Below are 15,784 nucleotides of genomic sequence, written 5' to 3'. Positions count from 1 at the left end.
TATTACTGTTGGCTTGCCTTCCGCCGGGGCAGGCGCAGCGTCACGGTGTAGGTTTCGTGCTGGTGGCTATGCTTGAGCACCGCAGGCTCACCGAACAGCGCCTGCAACCGTGACTGGATATTCGCCAGCGCGATGCGGTTACCCCGGTGGCGGCGCTGGTCCTGTTCCGGTTTCGGATTCTGCACCATCAGGTAGACAAACTCACCCCGGGCGGAAATCTCGATCCGGACGGTACCCCCTTCCGGCCGTGGCTGGATGCCGTGGTAAATGGCGTTCTCGATCAGCGGCTGCAGGGTCAGGGGCGGGATGGCCTGGTGTTCAAGGCCGGGACTGACGACCCAGTCCACCTGCAGGCGCTCGCCCAGGCGCAGGCTTTCGATGGCCAGATAGCGCCGGCACAGTTCCAGCTCCCGGGCCAGCGGGATCAGCTGGTCGGAGGTGCGCAGGCTGGCCCGGAACAGCTCGGAGAGGTCCAGTACCGCCTCTTCGGCCTGTTCGGGGCGGGTGGCGATCAGGCTGGCGATGGTGTTCATGCTGTTGAACAGGAAGTGGGGCTGGATCCGGGCCTGAAGCGCCGCCAGCCGGGCTCCCATCTCGGCTTCCCGCTGGGCCTGCCACTGGTGCTGGAGGTAGAAGTAGCGCAACACCATGAGCACGATCAGCAGCGCCACCAACAGTTTCTTGGCAATGCCCTGCCACTTGGTGACGCCGGGCTCGGGATGCAGGACCCGGTCGGCAAACAGGCTGAACGCGAGGACATCGGCGAGTACGATGGCGACGATGAGCAGGGTCGAGCGGGTGACCGTCATCCGCGCGAGGCGGCTGCGCAGCAGGCAGATCAGGGCGGCGCTGGTGAGGGTGGTCCACTGGACGAACAGGGACAGCAGGCCGAAGTAGTTCCAGTCGATCCAGCCGGTCTCGGTCTGCACGATCGACAGCACCAGCACGAACAGTTCGCTGGTGACCAGAAGCAGGAATACGGCCCGGACCCGGCACAGGTCCGGGACAAAGAAATCATGACTGCTCACACTTTTGTCGCCGTTCAGGGGTGTCTCCTTTGCACCGGTCAGAATGCTATAATCCCGCCACATCAAATGTACCCGTTGCCCGCAGATGATGCCGGGCCGTCAGCAGGAAAGATAGACCATGACGGATCAGAAAAAGTCTGACCAGACCACATCCTCCGAAAAACCCTGGGGCGGGCGCTTCAGCGAACCCACCGATGCCTTTGTCGAGCGCTTCACCGCGTCCGTGGGCTTTGACCAGCGCCTGTACCACCACGACATCACCGGCTCCATCGCCCACGCCACCATGCTGGCGGAAGTGGGCGTGCTTACCACCGAGGAGCGGGATCAGATCATCGAGGGGCTGAAGGGTGTGAAGGCCGACATCGAGGCCGGCAACTTCGAGTGGTCCGTGAGCCTTGAAGACGTACACATGAACGTTGAGGCACGGCTGACCGATCGCATCGGCATTACCGGCAAAAAGCTGCACACCGGTCGCAGCCGGAATGACCAGGTGGCCACCGACATCCGCCTGTACCTGCGCGACGAGATCGATGTCATCGCCGAAGAACTCAACCGCCTGCAAACCGGCCTGCTGGACCTGGCCGAGCGTGAGGCCGACACCATCATGCCCGGTTTCACCCACCTGCAGACTGCCCAGCCGGTCACCTTCGGCCATCACCTGCTGGCCTGGTACGAGATGCTGGTCCGCGATGGTGAGCGCCTTCAGGACTGCCGCAAGCGGGTCAACGTGATGCCCCTGGGCGCCGCTGCCCTGGCCGGCACCACCTATCCTATCGACCGGGACATGACCGCCCGGCTGCTGGGCTTCGACCGGCCCACCGAGAACAGCCTGGATTCTGTCAGTGACCGGGATTTCGCCATCGAGTTCTGCAGTTTCGCGGCGTTGCTGATGACCCACCTATCCCGCTTCAGCGAGGAACTGGTGCTGTGGACCTCCGCGCAGTTTGACTTCATCGATCTGCCGGACCGCTTCTGCACCGGTTCGTCCATCATGCCCCAGAAGAAGAACCCGGATGTGCCGGAGCTGGTGCGCGGCAAAACCGGCCGGGTCAATGGTCACCTGATCAGCCTGTTGACCCTGATGAAGAGCCAGCCGCTGGCCTACAACAAGGACAACCAGGAAGACAAGGAACCGCTGTTCGATACCGTCGACACCATCAAGGGCTGCCTGAAGGCCTACGCCGACATGATCCCGGCGATCCGGGCCAAGGCAGACAACATGCGGGTGGCGGCCAAACGTGGTTTCTCCACCGCCACCGACCTGGCGGATTACCTGGTCAAGAAAGGCGTGCCGTTCCGGGATGCCCACGAGATCGTTGGCAAGTCGGTGGCCTTCGGCGTGGCGGAAGGACGGGACCTGTCGGAGATGACTCTGGAAGAGTTGCGGCAGTTCTCGGACGTGATCGGCGAGGATGTATTCGATGTGCTCACCCTCGAAGGCTCGGTCCAGGCCCGCAACCATCTGGGTGGCACCGCGCCGGAACAGGTGCGTGCCGCCGTCGCCCGGGCCCGCAAGCGGCCGGGCTGACCGGGGATATCCGGCGCCCGGCTCAGCCGTCCGGGTGACCGGATGATAGGCCCACCACCGCCGGTGTCAGGTCCTCCAGTGGCCGGGGATCTTCCAGATGGGAGCCCTGGCCGAAATGAATCCCGAGGGTTCGCACTCGGCGCAGGGTGTGGTCGCTTTCAATGTGGGTGGCGACCGTGGTTTTACCCGCCGCCTCGGCAATCCGGTGCAAGGCTTCCACCATGACCTGTTGCACCGGATCCTCCTCCAGTTTTTCCATCATCCGGCGGTCCAGCTTGATGATGTCCACAGGCAGTTTTGCCGCCAGGCTGTAGCTTTCCACCGAGGCGCCTGCTCCTTCCAGTGCCACCCGGCAGCCAATCTTGTGCAGGGCATCGCACAGGATGGCTACGTCGTCCGGGTATTGGGTAGCGTGCTCCTCGCGGATTTCCAGGCAAAAATATTCCGGGGAGAACGGTGAGTTGGCCAGTTCGCCTTCCAGGAAGTCCGGAAAGGTGTCATCGAGCACGCTGGTGATGGACAGGTTGAAGCCGCAATACTTGATGCGCGGCTCCAGCAGCTTGTGTTGCGACAGCCAGTCGAGGGTCTGGCGGATCACCTGACGGTCCAGGCGTTTGGCCAGGTCAAAGCGTTCTGTGACCGGCAGGAACTGGTCCGGCTGGAGCTGGCTCTGGCCATCCCGGAGCGCCGGGATGCGGCACAGGATCTCTATGTGGTCGCCCCAGGTTGCGCTGGCGACGGGTTTCAACGCCTGGTATTCCAATAGCAGCCGGTCATTGTCGAGGGCTTCTCGGATCTGTTCGAGTCGTTGGGCAATCAGGTTCTCATCGATGTTGGAGGCAATCGCCCGGGCGGTGTGAATCCGGTTGCGTCCAGAGGTCTTGGCGGTATGGCACAGGTCCGCCGCCTGGGTCAGCAGCTTTTCCGGATCCCCGGGGAATTCTTTCTCCATCACCAGCAGCCCGCCGCTGACGGTGGTCTGCAGTTTGGTGCCCTGCCATTCGAAAACAAAGCCGCGAACCAGCTCCCGGATATCGTCGGCAATCTTGCGGGCCCGGGGCTCGGGGCAGTTCTCGATCAGCAATACAAAGGTATCGCCGGATAACCGGGCCAGGGCATCCCGTTGCCGTATCCGCACCCCGAGATTGCCGGCCAGCTCCCTGAGGTAGCGGTCACAGGTGCCACTGCCAGCGGTTTCGTTGAAGCGGTTGAAGTCGTCCAGGTCCAGGTACAGCAGGCTGTCGATGCTGTCCCGGTGGGTTTTCTGCTCCAGGGTCCGGAGCAGGCGGGCCAGGAATTCCCGGCGATTCATCAGGCCGGTGACCGGGTCACGGCGGATCCGGTCACCGGCTTCGCTCTGGCTGATCCGGGTGTGGGTGTTGCGGCCAACGTGAACGGCGCCGAGGATGTCGCCCTGGGCGCTGGTCAGACGCTGGTAGTGGAATTCGTGGATGGGCAGCTCGCGATTCTGGTGGGCCAGGGGCATTTCCACCACGAAACTGCCCCGCTCGAACGCCCGCTGCCAGAGTCGTTCGATCAACCGGCGTTCGTTCGGGTGCTCCCGGAGCAGTTCTCTGAGATTGTCACCGGGGGCAGGTGTCTTGCCGAAGGTCTGGGCAAACTGGCTGGCGTAGGACTGGTTGCAGTGCAGGAGGGTCAGCCGTGTGTCCACCGCCGCCACCAGGTCGGGGGTTGCCTGACCGGTGGCTTCCAGCAGCCGATGGCAATGGTCCAGGGCCCTTTCCTGTTCCATAATCGCGGTGCGATCCACCAGGGTGCCCACCAGGCGGTGGATGCGCCCACCCTTGCGCAGCGCCCGGCCATCCAGGGTCATGCGGCACTGCTTCTGCCGTGCTGTCAGCACATTCAGTTCCAGGGAAAACGGCTGGCCGGTGCGCATGCAACGCCGGAACAGGGCCCGCACCCTGGACTGGCCCGCCTGGCAGTAGAACAGCGCCTGTTCCGGCGTGATGTCCAGGCCCGGCCGAAGCTCCAGCAACTGGTAGATGCCTTCACTCCAGGTCATCTCGTTGCTGGTGATGTCCAGTTCCCAGAGTCCGAACCGGGCAAGGTTTTCAGCGGATTTGAGCAGGCAGGGATCCACGCGGGCGGCATCGGCCAGGGCAATGGTGGCCCGGGCCGCCTGGTCGGAATCGTGGATGGCCTGTTTGAGGCTGAGCTGGGCGGTAAAGAAAAAGCCGTCCCGGTGCCGGAAGGTCACCAGGATGTACTGCCCGCCCTCGATCTGATGGCGGTTCACGGGTGCAAACGGGTCGTCCTGGCGGGAAGCCAGGATGCGATGGACCGGCTGCCCCACCAGCTCCCCGGCCTCGTATCCCAGGACGGCTTCGGACTGGTGATCAACCTGCACCACGGTGCCTTCGTCGTCGATTCTCAGCAGCGTCTGGCGACCATCCTGTGGTGTCTGGTCTGGCCGGTAGCGGCGAATCACGAATTCTTTCACGTGCGGGTAGCCTCAGGTGTCGGACAGTGGCTCCATGATACTGATACTGCCATGGAAAAGAAGCTCCGGGTCCGGTGCAGTGTCTCGCCCGCTGCCATGGGTGTCAGGTATACTGCGCCAAAGCAACTTTCCGGGGGCGCCCATGCCTTTTCGACTTTTTGCGATCTTCAGCCTCGTGTTTACCCTGTCGCTGGCAGGCTGTGGCCAGAAGGGCCCGTTGTACCGCGACCAGGGCGGAGCCACGGCCAGCGAGGCGGTCGGGGCCGTGACCGACGGCCAGGCCGAGGAAGACCGTGAACAGAGTGATAACTGAGCAACCGCGTACCCGCTTAACAAATCAGGACATTCATGGACCACTTCAACTACCGTAACGGCGAGCTATACGCCGAAGACGTCCCTGTCTCCGAAATTGCCGCGCGCTTCGGCACGCCGGCCTATATCTATTCCCGGGCCACCCTTGAGCGCCATTACCGGGCCTACGACGACGCCCTGAAGGGCCGTCCGCACCTGGTGTGCTATGCGGTCAAGGCCAACAGCAACCTGGCGGTACTGAATGTGCTGGCCCGCCTGGGTGCCGGCTTCGATATCGTGTCGGCGGGTGAGCTGGAGCGGGTGCTCCGTGCCGGGGGTGAGGCCGGCAAGGTGGTGTTCTCCGGCGTCGGCAAGCAGGAGTGGGAAATGAAACGTGCCCTGGAAGCGGGGGTACGTTGCTTCAACGTGGAGTCAGACACCGAACTGGACCGCCTGAACCAGGTGGCCGGCGAGCTGGGGGTTAAGGCCCCGATCTCTTTGCGGGTCAACCCCGATGTCGATGCCGGGACCCATCCCTACATTTCCACCGGTCTGAAAGAGAACAAGTTCGGTATCGATATCGCCGAGGCGCCGCAGGTCTATGCCCGGGCCGCGGCCCTTCCGAACCTGGAAATCCATGGCGTGGATTGTCATATCGGGTCCCAGCTGACTTCGGTATCGCCGTTCCTGGATGCCCTGGACCGGGTGCTGGCGCTGATCGATACCCTGGTGGAACAGGGTATCCGGATTCGTCATCTGGACATGGGCGGCGGCCTGGGGGTGACCTATGACCAGGAGCAACCGCCACAGCCGTCAGACTATGTGAAGGCCCTGGCGGAACGCCTGGGTGACCGTAACCTGGAGCTGATCCTCGAGCCGGGGCGCTCGATCGCCGCCAACGCCGGGATCCTGGTGACCCGTGTTGAATTCCTGAAGTGCACCGAACACCGCAATTTCGCCATCATCGATGCCGCCATGAACGACCTGATTCGTCCGGCCCTGTACAGTGCCTGGCAATCCATCATTCCGGTCCGGCCGCACCAGGACGGCGAAGAGAAAGCCTGGGACCTGGTCGGGCCGGTGTGCGAGACCGGAGATTTCCTGGGCAAGGACCGTCATCTGCGCCTGCAGGCGGGAGACTTGCTGGCGGTTCGCTCCGCCGGCGCCTATGGTTTCGTCATGAGCTCCAATTACAACACCCGCAACCGTCCCCCCGAACTCATGGTGGACGGTGACCAGGTTCACGTGGTGCGCCGCCGGGAAACCCTGGAGGACCAGCTCGCCCCTGAAAGTTGTCTGCCGGAATGACCGGGGAGCAGGAGATGAGTCAGCAGCGACGCAGCCAGGGTCCGACCCTCCGGTTCACCAAGATGCATGGCCTGGGTAACGACTTCATGGTGGTGGATGCCATCAGCCAGCCCTTCCGGCTGCGTCCGGAGATGATCCGGGAACTGGCGGACCGGAATTTCGGTATCGGCTTCGATCAGTTGCTGGTGGTTGAGCCTCCCGGCCTGCCGGACGTGGATTTCCGTTACCGCATTTTCAATGCCGACGGTTCGGAAGTGGAGCAGTGTGGCAACGGTGCCCGTTGCTTCGCCCGGTTCGTGCGGGATCAGCGCCTGACCAACAAGAAGGTCATCCGGGTCCAGACCGCCGGGGGTGTGATTGAGCTGCGGGTCGGGAAGGATGGCATGGTGATGGTCAACATGGGCGTGCCCGAACTCAATCCGCCGGCGATCCCGTTTGCCGCCGACCGTCGCAAGGATGTCTACACCGTGGATGTGGACGGCCAGACCGTGGAGCTCAGTGCGGTCTCCATGGGTAACCCCCACGGCGTGCTGGTGGTGGATGACGTCGACACGGCGCCGGTGGAAACCCTGGGGCCGTTGCTGGAACGCCACCCCCGGTTTCCGGCCCGGGCCAACATCGGGTTCCTGCAGATCCTCGACCGTGGCCATGCCCGTTTGCGGGTGTTCGAGCGGGGCTCCGGCGAGACCCTGGCCTGCGGCAGCGGTGCCTGTGCCGCCGTGGTGGCCGGCAATATCCGCGGCTTGCTCGACCAGCGGGTGGAAGTGGAGCTGCGCGGTGGCAAGTTGGTCATCGAATGGCAGGGTGAGGGGGCGCCTGTTATGATGGAAGGCCCTGCAACTACAGTGTTTGAAGGGCAGTTGCGACTGCCAGGTGACAACCATGCCCGCCGCCGCAAGAGCGGTCGTTCCAACAGACAACGGTCCTGACAGCCCGGGAGAACGCGATGACAGAGCAGACGGTCCGCAAGAAGGCCGAAGACCTCACGCCAGAACAGGTGGCCGACTACCTGAGGGCCAATCCTGACTTCTTTGTTGAGCAGGATGAGCTGTTGCGCAGCCTGACTCTGCCCCATGACAGCGGGCGCGCCATCTCCCTGGTGGAGCGACAGGTCCACCTGTTCCGCGAGCAGCGCGATACCCTGCGCCGGGAACTGGTTGAGCTGGTCTCCATCGCCCGTCATAACGACCGACTGTTCGGGAAAAGCAAGCGGCTGCTGATGCAGGTGATCGAGGCCCGAACCCTCAATGACATGGCGGCCGCCATCGATGATTCCATCCGGGGCGACTTCGGCCTGGATGCTGCCTCGGTCCTGCTGTTTACCGATCAGGACCTGCCCGAAGCGTCGCAGGGTGCCCTGCATGTGGTCGGTCCGGAGCTGGCGAGGGAGCGGCTGGGCATGCTGCTGGACGGCGAGCGGGCGGTCTGTGGACAGTTCCGGGAGAGCGAGCGGGAGTTCCTGTTCCCGGACCGGGAAGAGCCGATTGCCTCGGTTGCCCTGGTGCCCCTGCGTCGTGAGGAACTGGTGGGCGTGTTTGCGGTGGGAAGCTGCCAACCCGGCTACTTCGATCAGAGCATGGGGTCACTGTTCCTGAGTTACATCAGCGACACCCTCAGTCGACTGCTGCCCCCCATGATCCAGCGCCACACCGGCAGTGCCCCGGTGGCCGAAATCAGCGCGGAGTCCCGATAGCGTGTCAGCGGGGGCCGTCGCCACGATGTTGCCCGATTCCCTGCAGGAACCACTGTCCCGGTTCGTGCGCCACCTGGCTTCCGAGAAGCGCCATTCGCCGCGTACCTGTGACAGTTATGAGCGGGATCTGAACCGGCTCGCTCTCTGGCTGGCGGAGTCCGGCCGTGACCAGTGGCGGTTGCTGCTCAGCCATGACCTGCGCCGTTATGTAGCGGTCCTCAGCCGGCAAGGGTTGAGCGGCCGCAGCATCGCCCGTCATCTTTCGGCCATTCGCCGGTTCTATAACTTCCTGCTGCGGGAACGGCTGGTGACGGACAACCCGGCAGTGGATGTCCGTGCCCCCAAAAGCGGCCGACGTTTGCCCCGGGTGGCAGACGTGGACCAGCTCAGCCAGTTGCTCGATGCCAGTCCTGACGACCCCCTCGAGGTGCGGGATCTGTGCATGTTCGAGCTGATGTATTCCTCCGGTTTGCGGCTGTCGGAACTGGCGGATCTCAATCTTGAATCGCTGGACCTGCGAGCGGGGGAAGTGCGCGTAATCGGTAAAGGCAACAAGGAACGGGTTCTGCCGGTGGGGCGCAAGGCCGTGGACGCCATCCGGGCCTGGCTGTCGGTGCGACCGGAGCTGGCACCGGAGGGTGAGAAGGCGGTCTTCGTCAGTCGTCGGGGGGACCGGCTCAGCCGTCGCAGTATCCAGTCGCGGCTGGGGCGCTGGGGTATTACCCGGGGCGCTGACCAGAAACTGCATCCCCATCTGTTACGGCATTCCTTCGCCAGTCATATGCTGGAGTCCAGTGGCGATCTGAGGGCGGTCCAGGAACTGCTGGGCCATGCCGATATCGCCACCACCCAGGTCTATACCCACCTTGATTTCCAGCATCTGGCGCGGGTCTATGACCAGAGTCATCCTCGGGCCCGGCGCAACAAATCCGGACCCGGTCCCGACGATCAGTGACGCATCATTGCGTCCAGCTCGTCGATGATTTCGGCCCAGTCACTGTCCTCTTCCAGCCCTTCTTCCAGGAAGTGGGACTGGCTTTCCGACCAGAACGGAGCGTCCTGCAGGGCAATCTCCCGCGGGAGCGGGGAATGCCTGGCGACAAAGTCCTCGATGCTCTTGTCATCGGAGGCCAGGCCGAGTTGCTCGAACAGGGTGCTCAGGGAATGTTTACTGGTGTCCATGGAGTACTATCTCCTGGTTGAGGGTGTCTGAATGAAATCGCCAACGTTTGCAGGTATTGTTCACTGAACTTTAGCGAATCCCGGGAGGATATCCAGTGAAGGTCGTCCTTCGCTCCCTGTTACTATGCAGCCTGTTCGGCCTGTTTCAATCCCCCGTCCTGGCGGATCCTCCCCAGCCCTCGCCAGCGCCGGTGCTTGGCCAGTCTGATCTGGAGTGGCTGCAGCAGCAGGAACGGTTTGTGGTGGGCGTCCGGGGCGGGCAGGTGCCGCTGGTTTTCGATACCGGTGACGGCGTGCTGGCCGGAACCTACATCGATTATCTGGCCCGCCTGTCCGACAAGCTGGGTGTGCCGGTGGATCCGGTGGTCCTGGGTGACAGTGAACAACCCGACGCCGTCCCGCCGGAGACCGATGCGTTGCTGACCACCCATGCACCGGGAGTCCGCATCTCTGGTGGCCAGCGCATGACCAAGCCACTGATGACGCTGACCTACGGGCTGTTTGTCAGTGCCGGTGACGCCGCCATCCAGTCCCTTGCGGATCTGGAGGGTGGGCAGGTCGCCATCATCGACGGCGACACCAACCAGTATGCGATGCTCGAACCGGTGGAAGAGTTTCAGCCAGTGCCGGTGAACGGGATCGGTGAGGCGGTCAGTGCCGTGCTCTCCGGTCAGGCACAGGCGTTTGTCGGGCCGGTACCGGTGGTGTCGGACTATCTGCAGTCGGCGATGATTAACGGCATCGGCCTGGCCAGGCTGCTTGATGACAAGCAGGTGGATGTGACGCTCCAGGTGCCGGCAAAGCAGGATCGCCTGTTCCGGGTGCTCGACAGCGCAATTGCCGCCATCAGCCACAATGAGCACCGCGTGATCCGTCAATCCTGGCTGCAGGCGGATGTGCCGTCCATGGAGCGCAGTGGCGTCGAGCTGTCAGCCACCGATCTGGATTGGCTCAAACGCAATCCCAACCTGCGGGTGGCCTTCCGCTCGGACTGGCCGCCGTTCGAGTATGAGCAGGACGAAAGACCCACCGGTCTGGTGGCAGACCTGGTGACCCGGCTGGAAACCGAGCTGGGCATCCGCTTCAGCCGAAGCCTGGTCGAGGACCGCTCCCGGGCAGAACAGCAGCTGATGGAAGGTGAGGTGGACATCCTGCCCGGCCTGTCCAGAACGCCCCGCACCGAAAACGAATACCTGTTCACCCGCGCCTATCTGAATGTGCCCATTGCCCTGGTGATCCGGGATGACGGCCGGTTTATCGGCGATCTTCGGGAGTTGCGGGGTGAGCGTGTGGGTGTCGTCAATCGCCATGCCGCCCACGATTATCTGCTGATCAACCACCCCAACCTGGATCTCTATCCCATGGGGGATGTGGAGGAGGGGCTGCTGGCGCTCTCCAATGGCGATCTGGATGTCATGGTGACCCACATCCCGGCGGTCAGCTACACGGTCGCCCGCCTGGGATTGTCCAATCTGAGGATCACCAGTATTACTCCCTACCAGTACGATCTCAGGCTGGCGGTGCGCAAGGACAACCCGGAGTTGCACCGGATCCTGAACAAGGGGCTGTCAAACCTGGAGGCGTCGGAAACCGAGTCCATCTATAACCGCTGGATTCACCTGGATATCGAACAGGAAACCGACTACACCGTCGTACGCCGGGTGGTGCTGATCGCCATCGTGGTGGTGCTGATCTTCCTGTACTGGAACCGGAAACTGTCCCGGGAGGTGGACGAACGGATCCGCTCGGAGAACGCCCTGCGCCGAAGCGAGGACGAATTGCGCGCAGCCAAGCTCGAGGCCGAGCGACTGGCCCGGGAGGCCGAGGCCGCAAGCCGGGCCAAGAGCGAGTTCCTGGCCAACATGTCCCATGAGATCCGGACCCCGATGAATGCCGTGATCGGTTACAGCGACCTGCTCAGCAACAGCGTGACCGATCCCCAGCAGCGCAGTTACCTGGACGCCATCCGTGCCGGCAGCCGCAGCCTGCTGATGCTGATCAATGACATCCTGGACCTGTCCCGGATCGAGGCCGGCAAGATGCGCCTGGATTATTCGGCGGTATCGGTGCGCCGCCTGCTGAGCGATGTCCGGCATATTTTCGATCTTCGCGCCCGCGATCAGGGCATTACCCTGGAAGTGAGCGTGGATTCGAGAATGCCCGCGGCCATGATGCTGGACGAGACCCGGCTGCGTCAGGTCCTGTTTAACCTGGTGGGCAATGCCATCAAGTTCACCCACGAGGGGGGCGTGACTGTCCGCGCCACGGCAAAACCACTGAAAAACGCTCCCGACGAGGATGGCAAAACGACGGACCGCCAGTTCTATCAACTGGTAGTCACGGTCAGTGATACCGGGATCGGAATAGCTCCGGACCAGCTGGACCGGATCTTCGATGCCTTCGAACAGCAGGAAGGGCAGAATACCCGGCGTTATGGCGGCACCGGCCTGGGGTTGGCGATCAGCCGCAAGCTGGCGCGCATGATGGGTGGGGAGCTGGCGGTGGAAAGCGAACCCGGCGCGGGCTCGGTATTCACCGTCACCTTGCCGAAAGTGGAAGCGACAGTGGAGCAGGCCGAGGAGGACGGTGAGCCGAAAGAAGAAGAACGTCTGCTGGCCCAGACCCTGAGCATGCAGGAGCGCGGCTGGCTGCGGGAGCAGCTGGCCCGGGACTTTGGCGATGAGTGGAAAACGGTCCGCGAGAGTGGCGACCCGGAACAGATGAAGGATTTTGCCCGGCGGGTCGTGGCCTGGGGACAGCGGCATCGGTCACCGTCGGTCACCCGCTACGGCGAAAAACTGCTGGCGGATGTGGAAGCGTTCAATCTGGATGCGGTGAACAGTGCGCTGGAGTCATTTCCGAAGCTGCTGGGGCGGCAGGGCTGACCTGCCGCTGGTTACAGACAGTCGAACTGGGAGCGCCGGTCAAAGGCTACAGAGACCATGTCGTAGCCGGATTCGGACAGGTTGCGGATCAGGTCGCGATCCTTCAGCAGGGTCATACAGACCTTGTGGACGCTGGCCTGCAGCTGCTCGGTGGGCGGTTCGCCCGCGGCGAAGCGGAAATCCACGATCAGGTATTTGCGGTCCACCGTTGCCGCCACCGGAATATCCTCGCGGATGATGCTTTCATAGCCGATGTAGGTGGCCTGCTGCTGGGGGAAGATCTGGCTCATCAGCACATCAATGTTTTCGGCGTGTGCCACTGGCGCTGCCAGGAGGAGGCCGGCGATGATGGTGCGGGATAAGGTTCGAAGGCTCATGTGTCCACTCCCTGGTTTCCTTTTGGGTAGTGTAACAAAGTGTAACATCTCGTTACAGGCCATTATTGCAGAGTGTGTCTCTATTTACGCTGGCGGCGGCAAAAGTTTTTCAATTGTTTGCAGTCCGGATACAGTCAGTCCGGGCTGCCCGGGGCGAGCGGATCAACTATTCTTTCAAGAGCGAAAACGGTAGGGAGAGAGCCATGTTTCAGCTGGTATTCAAAGGCGAGTGTGTTGCAGGAACCGATGAGCAGACGGCAAGAAATAACGCCCGGGCCCTGTTCAAGGCCTCTGTCGAACAGGTCGAACGGATGTTCAGCGGTCAGCCGGTGGTGATACGCAACAAACTCGAGGAGGCCCAGGCCGAGAAGTACCGGGCGGTGCTGAAAAAGCACGGCATGGTGGCCTATGTGCAGCCCATGCCCGGTGCCCGGCCTGCGCCAGAGCCATCCCGTCCCGGGGCCGAGGCTCCGGAGCGCGGCGAACCGGTACCCAAACCGAGCGCCAGCGCCCCCGCGCCGGCCAGAGGTGGCGCAACTCCGGAGGTGGAACCGGGGGACCGGTTGCCGGTGGCCGGAGAAAAGGTGGATGACATCCTCGCTGGCAGCGGCCTGAACCTGGATCCCGTCGGGGTGACCCTGGCTGAACATCAGGAGGCCGAGGCACCCATGTTCGAGCACCTGGATGACTGGACCCTGGCTCCTGCGGGTTCGGACCTCGGGGTGGAGCGGGAGCTGCCGCCGCCCATGGTCCCGGATGTCTCGCACCTGTCCCTCGTCGACGAGGACGACAAGGACAAGCGTTGAGTGTATCCGGCGACAGGACCCGACCGTTGAAAACACTGCTTATCCTGCTTCTGTGCCTGCTGGCGCCGGCATCCCTGCTGGCACAAGAGCGCGAGCGTGCCCGGGTGGGTCTGGTGCTCAGCGGTGGCGGGGCCAAAGGTATGGCCCATGTCGGGGTACTCCGGGTGCTGGAGGAGATGAACATTCCGGTGGATGTGGTGGTTGGCACCAGCGCCGGTTCGGCCGTCGGTGCCCTTTATGCCTCCGGCATGCCGGTTGCCCGGATTGAGGAACAGTTCATCGAATTGGACTGGCTATCCAGTTTCCGGGATGACCCCGGCCGGGTCTACAAACCGATCCGGCGCAAGCAGGATGACTGGCGGTTTCCGGTGCTGCCCGGTCTCGGTGTCCGTGCCGACGGCCTGCACGTCGGGGGCGGAATTGTCGCCGGCCAGAACCTGGGGTTTATTCTCAACGAACTGACCCGGAATGCCGCTCTGGTGGAGGACTTTGACCGGCTGGCGATTCCGTTCCGGGCGGTGGCGACCGACCTGGCCACGGGGGAGCAGGTGGTCATCGGCCGCGGCAACCTCGCCGAGGCGGTCCGGGCGAGCATGAGCATACCAGGAGTCTATGCCCCGGTGGAGCTGGACGGCCGCCTGTTGGTGGATGGGGGCGTCGCCAACAACCTGCCGGTGAGTGTTGCAAGGGACATGGGGGCAGACGTGATCATCGCCGTGGATATCACCGATCCACTCATGGACACCGATGACCTGCGGGAGGCCTTTTCCGTGGTGGGTCAGCTCACCACCCTCCTGACCCGCCGCAACACGGAACAGCAACTGGATCTGCTTGATGAGCGGGACATCCTGATCCGGCCGGATCTGCGAGGGCACACCTCGGCGGACTTCTACCAGGCGCCGCTGCTGTTCGAACTGGGCGCGACCGCGGCTCGCAACCATGCCAGTGAGCTCAGACCATTACAGGTTTCACGCACCGACTGGACCGGCTACAAGGCGCGGATGGCCACGAGGGCGTTCAGTGCCGGCCCGATTGCCCGCATCGAGATCGAGAGCAGTCGACGGCTGGCCAGGGATTTCCTGCGGGAAAGGATTCGCCAGCGCGTTGGTGAACCCCTCGATGTCCCGGCCCTGGAGGAGGATCTCAAGCGCATCTACGGTCTCGGCTATTACGAAACCGTTTCCTACTCACTGTCTCCTTCTCCGGATGGCACGGTGCTGGTTATCCAGCCCCGGGAAAAGACCTGGGGGCCCAATTACCTGTCCTTTGGCCTTGGTTACGAGGACAATTTCGACGGCGAAACCCGTTTCAATATCGCCTCCGCACTGCGCATGACCGAACTCAACCGGCTCGGGGGCGAATGGCATACCGGCCTGCAACTGGGGACCGAGCCCTGGGTCCGGACCCAGTGGTATCAGCCCCTGGACTATGGCTATGACCGGTTCCTGGCGCTGGGTGGCGAATATTCCCGGGACAATTTCGGCGTCTACGACGAGGCCGGACGGCAGATCGCCGAGGTGGACGTGACGTTTAGATCCGCGGATCTGGCCCTGGGGATGGAGCTGGGCGGTGATGCCGAGGCGCGACTGACCTACACCCGCGGCTATGCCACGGTGGACGAGGAAGTGGGGGAGCCGGTCGCCCCGGATGACGCTATCCACCAGGGCAACCTCACACTGCGACTGGTCCATGATTCCCTGAACGATTCGTTTTTCCCGACCGCCGGGGCTTTTGCCGGCGTCAAAGCACGGTTTGAACGGGAAGATCTGGGGTCGGACCGGCATTTCGACTCGGTGACCACGCTGCTCCTGGGCACCGGAAGCTGGCAGGGCCTGACCCTGACGGGCCTGTTGTTTGCAGAGGATGTGACCCGGGGCGAGGCCGGGGTTGAGAACCATGTCCGGTTGGGTGGCTTCCGGCGCCTGTCAGCGTTTGCCCCGGGCCAGATCACTGGTGAGAGCGCCGCCATGGCTTCCGCCTACGCCAGCCAGAGTTTTGGTGGGCCGCTGATGCCCTGGTTCGCCGGTGTCGGGTTCGAGGCGGGCAACGCCTGGGATTCCCTGAGTGATGCCAGCTGGGACGGTTCGGTCCGGTCCTGGAGCCTGTTTGCGGGGGTGGATACCTTCCTCGGGCCGGTTCAGCTGGCGGGTGCCTACAACAACCAGGACAACTGGAGCGCCTACCTCAACATAGGGTTCTCCTTCACCCAGCTGTTCTATTGA

13 protein-coding genes are annotated in these 15,784 nt (G+C 63.2%); 9 read left to right on the top strand and 4 right to left on the bottom strand.

The window, feature by feature from the left end:
* Positions 1–2: 2 nt before the first annotated feature.
* On the bottom strand, positions 3–1,091 hold the full coding sequence (locus BM254_RS00560) for a sensor histidine kinase (protein WP_175497179.1): 1,089 nt from the start codon (positions 1,089–1,091) through the stop codon (positions 3–5).
* A 55-nt stretch (positions 1,092–1,146) separates the two neighbouring features.
* On the opposite strand from BM254_RS00560, the gene argH reads away from it, so the two are divergent.
* A complete protein-coding gene (argH, locus tag BM254_RS00555; RefSeq protein WP_091997480.1) occupies positions 1,147–2,556 on the top strand; it encodes an argininosuccinate lyase in 1,410 nt (469 codons plus the stop codon).
* 22 nt (positions 2,557–2,578) lie between these two features.
* On the opposite strand, the gene BM254_RS00550 is transcribed toward argH, so the two are convergent.
* The gene (locus tag BM254_RS00550; RefSeq protein ID WP_091997478.1) at positions 2,579–5,020 is read right to left on the bottom strand and encodes an EAL domain-containing protein; all 2,442 of its coding nucleotides are present in this window, start codon (positions 5,018–5,020) and stop codon (positions 2,579–2,581) included.
* A 142-nt stretch (positions 5,021–5,162) separates the two neighbouring features.
* Here BM254_RS00550 and lptM point away from each other — a divergent pair, with 142 nt between their 5' ends.
* Genes lptM through xerC form a run of 5 tightly spaced genes read left to right on the top strand, consistent with a single transcriptional unit; the run spans position 5,163 to position 9,267 of the window.
* Positions 5,163–5,333 (top strand): LPS translocon maturation chaperone LptM, encoded by a 171-nt coding sequence (gene lptM / locus BM254_RS17630; RefSeq protein WP_139226989.1) that lies wholly within the window; start codon positions 5,163–5,165, stop codon positions 5,331–5,333.
* Between the two features lie 35 nt (positions 5,334–5,368).
* On the top strand, positions 5,369–6,619 hold the full coding sequence (gene lysA, locus BM254_RS00540) for a diaminopimelate decarboxylase (protein ID WP_091997474.1): 1,251 nt from the start codon (positions 5,369–5,371) through the stop codon (positions 6,617–6,619).
* Positions 6,620–6,633: 14 nt separating this feature from the next.
* Positions 6,634–7,548, top strand: coding sequence for a diaminopimelate epimerase (dapF, locus tag BM254_RS00535; RefSeq protein WP_091999076.1), 915 nt, complete (start codon positions 6,634–6,636; stop codon positions 7,546–7,548).
* Positions 7,549–7,565: 17 nt separating this feature from the next.
* On the top strand, positions 7,566–8,312 hold the full coding sequence (locus BM254_RS00530) for a DUF484 family protein (RefSeq protein WP_091997472.1): 747 nt from the start codon (positions 7,566–7,568) through the stop codon (positions 8,310–8,312).
* 40 nt (positions 8,313–8,352) lie between these two features.
* Positions 8,353–9,267 (top strand): tyrosine recombinase XerC, encoded by a 915-nt coding sequence (xerC, locus tag BM254_RS00525; protein WP_425434472.1) that lies wholly within the window; start codon positions 8,353–8,355, stop codon positions 9,265–9,267.
* On the opposite strand, the gene BM254_RS00520 is transcribed toward xerC, so the two are convergent.
* Entirely contained in the window at positions 9,261–9,494 is a 234-nt protein-coding gene (locus tag BM254_RS00520; protein WP_091997470.1) for a DUF2789 domain-containing protein, read from the bottom strand. The two genes, xerC and BM254_RS00520, sit on opposite strands and share 7 nt — an antisense overlap.
* 95 nt (positions 9,495–9,589) lie before the next feature.
* Between BM254_RS00520 and BM254_RS00515 the strand changes: the two genes are divergently transcribed.
* Positions 9,590–12,379, top strand: a complete 2,790-nt coding sequence (locus tag BM254_RS00515; protein ID WP_091997468.1) for an ATP-binding protein — start codon at positions 9,590–9,592, stop codon at positions 12,377–12,379.
* 11 nt (positions 12,380–12,390) lie between these two features.
* Here BM254_RS00515 and BM254_RS00510 read toward each other — a convergent pair whose 3' ends face one another.
* Positions 12,391–12,756, bottom strand: a complete 366-nt coding sequence (locus BM254_RS00510) for a hypothetical protein (RefSeq protein ID WP_091997466.1) — start codon at positions 12,754–12,756, stop codon at positions 12,391–12,393.
* Positions 12,757–12,959: 203 nt separating this feature from the next.
* Between BM254_RS00510 and BM254_RS00505 the strand changes: the two genes are divergently transcribed.
* Together BM254_RS00505 and BM254_RS00500 are read left to right on the top strand one after the other, a co-directional pair.
* Positions 12,960–13,562, top strand: coding sequence for a hypothetical protein (locus BM254_RS00505; RefSeq protein WP_091997456.1), 603 nt, complete (start codon positions 12,960–12,962; stop codon positions 13,560–13,562).
* 140 nt (positions 13,563–13,702) lie between these two features.
* Positions 13,703–15,784, top strand: coding sequence for a patatin-like phospholipase family protein (locus BM254_RS00500; RefSeq protein ID WP_425434471.1), 2,082 nt, complete (start codon positions 13,703–13,705; stop codon positions 15,782–15,784).

It is taken from the genome of Marinobacter pelagius, assembly GCF_900114925.1.
Taxonomy (GTDB): Bacteria; Pseudomonadota; Gammaproteobacteria; order Pseudomonadales; family Oleiphilaceae; genus Marinobacter; species Marinobacter pelagius.
The sequence above is the reverse complement of the archived record's forward strand: the minus strand, read 5'-3'. Positions and strand labels throughout refer to the sequence as shown.